The 5,986-nt window shown below is 57.0% G+C and carries 5 protein-coding genes; 3 read left to right on the top strand and 2 right to left on the bottom strand.

What is annotated here, in order from left to right:
* Both Q1B15_RS14990 and Q1B15_RS14995 read right to left on the bottom strand, forming a co-directional pair.
* On the bottom strand, positions 1-408 hold a 408-nt coding region (locus Q1B15_RS14990; protein ID WP_299754988.1), incomplete at its 3' end, for a pirin-like C-terminal cupin domain-containing protein.
* A 174-nt stretch (positions 409-582) separates the two neighbouring features.
* Positions 583-888, bottom strand: coding sequence for a pirin family protein (locus Q1B15_RS14995; RefSeq protein WP_299754989.1), 306 nt, complete (start codon positions 886-888; stop codon positions 583-585).
* A gap of 549 nt (positions 889-1,437) precedes the next feature.
* Here Q1B15_RS14995 and Q1B15_RS15000 point away from each other — a divergent pair.
* The 3 genes from Q1B15_RS15000 to Q1B15_RS15010 all read left to right on the top strand — a co-directional run bounded on the left by Q1B15_RS15000 (position 1,438) and on the right by Q1B15_RS15010 (position 5,478).
* Positions 1,438-2,829, top strand: a complete 1,392-nt coding sequence (locus Q1B15_RS15000) for an MFS transporter (protein WP_299754990.1) — start codon at positions 1,438-1,440, stop codon at positions 2,827-2,829.
* Between the two features lie 184 nt (positions 2,830-3,013).
* Entirely contained in the window at positions 3,014-4,660 is a 1,647-nt protein-coding gene (locus Q1B15_RS15005; RefSeq protein ID WP_299754991.1) for a PEP-utilizing enzyme, read from the top strand.
* Entirely contained in the window at positions 4,657-5,478 is an 822-nt protein-coding gene (locus Q1B15_RS15010; RefSeq protein WP_299754992.1) for a PEP/pyruvate-binding domain-containing protein, read from the top strand. Before Q1B15_RS15005 ends, Q1B15_RS15010 begins: the two co-directional genes overlap by 4 nt.
* The last annotated feature ends 508 nt before the right edge of the window (positions 5,479-5,986 follow it).

Raw genomic sequence — 5,986 nt, forward strand, 5'->3', positions numbered from 1 at the left:
GGGCAAAGGGATAAATTCATCTTCCCCAACTATGCCTGGGAAACGACGTTCTTTCCAATCTTCAGCGTCTTGCTCAATACGCTCGCGACTGCTGGATACAAAATTCCAAAATATGTGGCGATCTTCTGGGAAAGGTTCGCCGCCCAATAACATCACCTGCAACGGCCCGTGCGCTTTGATGATGATCTCTGCGTGCGGCTGAAAGACCACAAGCTGATCTTTGCCAAATGAGCCTTCCTGTCCCACGATTTCAACTGACCCGCTGACCACATACATTGCCCGTTCAATATGCGCAGTATCGATTTTATACCGGGCTCCATCTACAAGAATTAGATCTGCATAAAGCGTCTCAGAAAACACATTGGTTGGGGACCTGTGTCCATTCAACGTACCGGCAAGAAGAGACATGCTGACGCCGTCTCCTTCGTCTTTCGGGACTTCGCTAGCGCTGATATGTTGAAATCCTGGGTCAGTCTCTTCTAATTCCTTGGGAAGAGCGAGCCACGTCTGAAATCCGAATGCCGTGCCACCGGTCTCTCGGAACTCTGGCCCGGTTCGCTCAGAATGCACGATGCCACGACCTTACGTCATCATATTAACTTCACCTGCTGCGATCTGTTGCACATACCCTTCGCTGTCGCGATGGACGATGTTCCCCTCAATCAGATAAGTCACAGTAGACAGTCCGATATGTGGATGTGGCCTAACATCAACACCGTCCCCAGCACGAATAACCGCGGGGCCAAAGCTGTCTAAAAAAATGAACGGGCCGACCATCTGTCGCTGGGGAGACGGCAAGGCGCGCCGAACTTCAAATCCGCCACCAAGGTCTTTGACAGACGGAAGTATCACTTGTTCTAGTTTTAGATTGCTAGACGCTTGGGTCATGGTAGTGCTCCCGCACTAAGAATGGCTTTTGTGTAACCAAGCTATAGTAAAATTGGACGTCCGCAATGACGGAAACTGAGCTCGTTTAGCGACACCAACGCAGTCAGGATCATAGTGCCTCAACGACAATTCAAGCGTTTGTCCTACACAGCGGAAATATCTTCTTGCCAGAACCGTCCAGCCTAAACGGCCGTAACCGGTCATATTGGTGAAGCTGACATTCGTTTCGTTGCGGTAACCAGTCAGTTTGAGCTCCTTGCTGCCGTTAGCCGCATCGCAGCGATCCTGCCAAACGATCTCGCCCCGACCAACATGAACGGCCCTTCGCCGACTTCGAAGGACAGCACAATAATCTGCGCGAAAGCATTCTGTGCCGGACATTCGTGCATGACACATTATCCTGGTCAACAAGACAGCTGGGTATTCCTCCTGCGGCGCATGGGACCGTAAATTTTCACGGAACCGCCTGCGGATTACACCTTGTGCTCGTCGCAGCAAGGCGATCTCTTGGCTGCATCTGGCATGCGGCCATAATGGCGGAACTGCACTTTGAACAAGCCCGATGCAGCAATCAGGATGTCCGCCGCGAGTACCGTGGCATTGCTGATCGCGTCGGCGCAGGCACCGTTGGGTTCCACGCTGATCGCCGTAGCACTCCCGTCCATCGGCATCGGCATAGGTGCGGATCTTGTTCTGATTACGGGATTGCTAGTCACCGGTTATCTGGTTGTAAACGTCGTTTTCCAAGGACCTGCGGGAAAGATAAGTGATCTTGTCGGGCACTCGCGTATACTGTGGGCTGGGATCTTTCTCTATGTCATCGGTGCGGCTTTCGGGCTTCTGGCGCAGGGCATCAGCCTGTTGTTCGTCTCACGTTGTGTTATGGCCGCTGCCGGGGCACTGGTCGTTCCCGCGACACTTGCCCTCTTGCGTCTTCATGTGCCGCCAGAGCGACGGGGTCGCATTTTTGGCCTATTCGGCGCGACCATGGGAATTGCCGCTGCGGGAGGCCCCGCGCTGGGTGGTGAGATTGTAAGCCTTTTCGGTTGGCGTTCAGTATTTCTGGCAAATCTGCCATTTCTTGCCGTCTCTGCCTTTCTGCTGCGGGCATATCCATTGCCCGAGAAAAACACCCCGATGCAGCGGTCACTTGGAAGACTGGCCAAGTCACTCGATTTCGTCGGAATAGGACTCTTGGCATTATCGCTGGCGCTCCTGATTGTGGCGAGCAAGCTTGATGGTGCCATTTTCGCGGCTCTGGTATTGTCCGCAGCCGTCGCAGGCGTGACTTTCGTCAGATGGGAGGCGAAAGCGACCGCGCCAGTGTTTGATCCGCGTCTGTTTTGCCTGCCTGCCTTTACCGCTGGAACGCTGATGATCGCGGCTCAGAACTTTGCGATGTACGGTTTGCTGTTCGAATTGCCCCAATTCTTCACAGTGTTCCGGGGGACGGAGCCGCGCGAGATTGGCTACATGCTGTTCTTGATGATGATAGGCATGGTGATCGCCGCACCTATTGGCGGGCAATTGACCGACCGAATTGGCGCGCGGCAAGCGGCACTTTTGGGAAGCCTGATACTGTTTTCAGGCGTGCTCCAGCTTTGGCAACTGGGATCATTCGAGACACCGAGGGACGCGATAGTGGCCCTGCTGATGTTCGGGTTCGGCATTGGCTTGTGCAACGCGCCCGCTCAGGCCGCGTCGATGGGCGCTGTTGAGCCCAGTCAGGCCGGAATGGCGGCCGGTGTGAGTTCAACAATGCGCTACCTCGGGGGCATTCTCAGTATCCTGGTTCTTGGCGCGGTTTTGGGAAGCGATGGTACCGTGAGCGTTGCGCGGCACGACGTCATGATCCGGCTGTTTACCGCTGCGATCGTACTCTCTGCAATCATGAGCCGCCGACTTCCGGGTGCCAGCATTTCCACCGTCAAATCCGCCTGAACCGGCATCCCGCATCGGGTCGATCAACAGGCCATTGAGATTCGGCGCGGCCCCCGCGACAAGCTGGACCCAGCAGCCGTATCAGCCTGTCAATGACAGACTATTCCAAAACGCCGACATCCGCTAAGTTCCCGCCAATGATTTTAAATGCATTCGATATTCAAACAGTACAGGAAAATCTGTGATGGACAGCCCAACAAAGCCCGCCCCGACAAGTTTCAAAGCACCCGGACCGGGCTCTTGGTCTATAGACGGCGCCCACTTTCCGCGCCCCGTATCTCGCTTTCAGGCCGAGATACATCCGCACGGTATCTCTGAGGGGTTCGTGGAGGGTGCGCGCCGCTATGGCTTGCTAATCGACACTTTGGAATACCGGTTCGTGAATGGGTTCGCCTACTCCATCGTTGTGCCAGCGCCCGAGGAAGAAATTCCCGCACGTTTCCAAGCCGCCGAGGAGGTCTTTGCAAAAAAGATCTGGCGAGAAGACCTCTCGCGCTGGGATAGAGAAACAAAACCTGCTTCGATCAAGACTCACCAGGAACTTCTGGCGATCAATCCCGATGCCTTGTCCGACGAAGAACTGATGTCCTATGTCGATCGCTGCCGCGAAAACCTGCGACGCATGGTTCGTCAACACCACAGCTTCAATTTGGCCGCGATTCTGCCGGTGGGCGATTTCATGGCGCATGTCGGCGCATGGACGAACCTGCCGATGGGTGAATTTCTTGCGCTGACGCGCGGCAACGCTCCGGAATCCGCAGGGACTTTTCCTGAGATGGATCGCCTGGCCGAAGAAATACGCACCAATCCGGCGGCGCGCGAAATTCTCGAATCTGGGGACGCTAACGCCGACATACTGGACCGGCTCTGCAGTGAGCTAGGTCCGCTGGGTGAGGCTGCTGGGGCGTATCTTGGAGTGGTCGGCAACAGGTTGCTCAACACTCTGGATACGGGCGAACCCGCAGCCATAGAAGTGCCCGACGTGCTCGTCTCTCGCATCAGGCTGGCAGTTGATGGTGAGGCGCATCAGGATAGCGGGGTGACCGAGGACGAAGTGTCCAGGTTGCGCGACAGGATTCCGTCCGAACACCGCGCCCAGTTCGATGAACTTCTGGGTGAGGTCCGACTGATGTCGCGACTGCGCGACGAGCGTGGATTCTACAGCGATGTTTGGGCGGGCGGCGTCATGCGCCGTGCACTGCTTGCCGCCGGAAAGCGGCTTGCTTCGGAAGGCAGGATTGACGAGAAGGCACATCTAATTGAAGCGGATTACGAGGAGATCAAAGCCCTCATGACCGGAACGGGCGGACCAAGCGCCGCCGAATTGGCAGAGCGCGCCAAGTATCGCAAGGCAAACCGGGCCGAGGATGCCCCGGCGGAGCTCGGTGATCCCCCCTCTCCTCCGCCTCCGATGGACGGTCTGCCTCCTCATGTCTTCCGGGTCATGGCAGCCATGGGCACGGCGATTCAATCCCTCGGCGCAGCGCCGGAGGCCGACAGAGATCCCGCAATCGTCAAGGGAATTGGGGCAAGCCGCGGCATCTACAGCGGGACCGCGCGCGTTATTGGCGGAACCGAGGACCTAAGTCGTCTGGAACGCGGTGATGTGCTTGTTGCCTCCGCGACCTCGGACTCCTTCAATATCGTCCTTCCCTTGATCGGAGCCATCGTAACGAATGCAGGCGGTCTTCTTTCGCACGCCGCCATCGTGGGTCGTGAGTATGGCATCCCCTCGGTCGTGGGGACACGTAACGCGACTGCTCTGATCGCGGACGGAGCCAGTGTGACGGTGAACGGGACAACCGGTGAAGTGTGGATCGACGCCCAATGACAGCGGTTCGGTTGTCGTCGGTCAGCGATGAGCAGGTCTACGGCGGTAAAGCTATGCAACTCGGCGCGGCCATCCGCGCCGGGCTTCCCGTGCCGGATGGTTTCGCGCTCGATACCGCGTTCGTCGATGCGATCGCATCAGGAGAAGCCGGGGCACGAGTGAAACTTGAAGGGCTGTGCACTGAGTTCTCCGGTCATATGGCTGTCAGGTCTTCAGCCATTGGCGAGGACTCGGCTGGCGCAAGTTTCGCCGGGCAACATGCGACCGTTCTCAATGTCAAAGGTCCCGAGGCGATATTGGACGCGGTACTGTCCGTGTGGCAATCGGCACGAACGGAGTCGGCCATGGCCTATCGCGCGCGTGTCGGGGCAGACATGACAATGGGCATGGGCGTTGTCATCCAGAGGCTCGTTGACGCAGACGTGGCCGGAGTACTGTTCACATGCAATCCAGTGACCGGACATAACGAGCTTGTGGTCGAAGCCGCTTGGGGTCTTGGCGAAGCGGTTGTCCAAGGTCTCGTGATACCGGACACCTATCGCATGGATCGGGCTGGTTACCTTCTAGAAAGCCGCGCGGGCTACAAAGACGTAATGGTGCGTAGGGTGCCCGGAGGCAAAACGCGCACCGAGGCCGTTGTTGCACATCTTGTTGAGGACCACTGTCTCGATGCTGAAAGACTGGCCGCACTGCGGCACCTTGTGGAGCGTTGCGAAATCGTCTTCGGTGCCGGACCACATGATATCGAATGGGCACTAGAGAGGGAGACCCTCTACCTTCTGCAGCTGCGTCCAGTAACAAATCTTCCCGGTGTTTAGCCGGCGCTGGCAAGGCGGCTCGCGATCATCCTGCATGCGATGATGCGCGATCAGAATGACTTCCAGGCCGTATGACCAGAAACTGAACAACAACAGAGAATTTCTACATCACAGTTCCCATTCGGGACGACGCCCGAGGGAGGGCGTGGAACATGGCGGCTATTGTGCAGCGACAGTCAAACAACCAACCGATCGCGGTTTCAACATTGCCACTCCACACCCAGCCAACCCCATCATGAGCCAGCGAGCTCGAAGAGAACCAAGGCAACCTCAGACGCCAAACAGCCCGCAAAGCGGGATAGCATGTTGACAGATTAGAGAACAGAATAGGCTCCTTTCTGCCGTTAGCCGCATCGCTGCGATCCTGCCAAACGATCTCGCCCCGACCAACATGAACGGCCCTAACCGGACTTTGGCCGTTCCATACAACGCTGCGGTGCAGCTTTCGCATTGCGGCCATTCGTGCATGGCGCAGCATTTTTGTCGGCTAAAACGTCGGTGTGCGGAC

This window comes from uncultured Boseongicola sp. (genome assembly GCF_937988555.1).
In the GTDB taxonomy this organism is placed as follows: Bacteria; Pseudomonadota; Alphaproteobacteria; order Rhodobacterales; family Rhodobacteraceae; genus Boseongicola.

Bases quoted from the DNA above. Each gene is read 5' to 3' on its own strand.
- Q1B15_RS15005 (WP_299754991.1), top strand. From the start codon at position 3,014: ATGGACAGCCCAACAAAGCCCGCCCCGACAAGTTTCAAAGCACCCGGA.
- Q1B15_RS14995 (WP_299754989.1), bottom strand. From the start codon at position 888: ATGACCCAAGCGTCTAGCAATCTAAAACTAGAACAAGTGATACTTCCG.
- Q1B15_RS15010 (WP_299754992.1), top strand. From the start codon at position 4,657: ATGACAGCGGTTCGGTTGTCGTCGGTCAGCGATGAGCAGGTCTACGGC.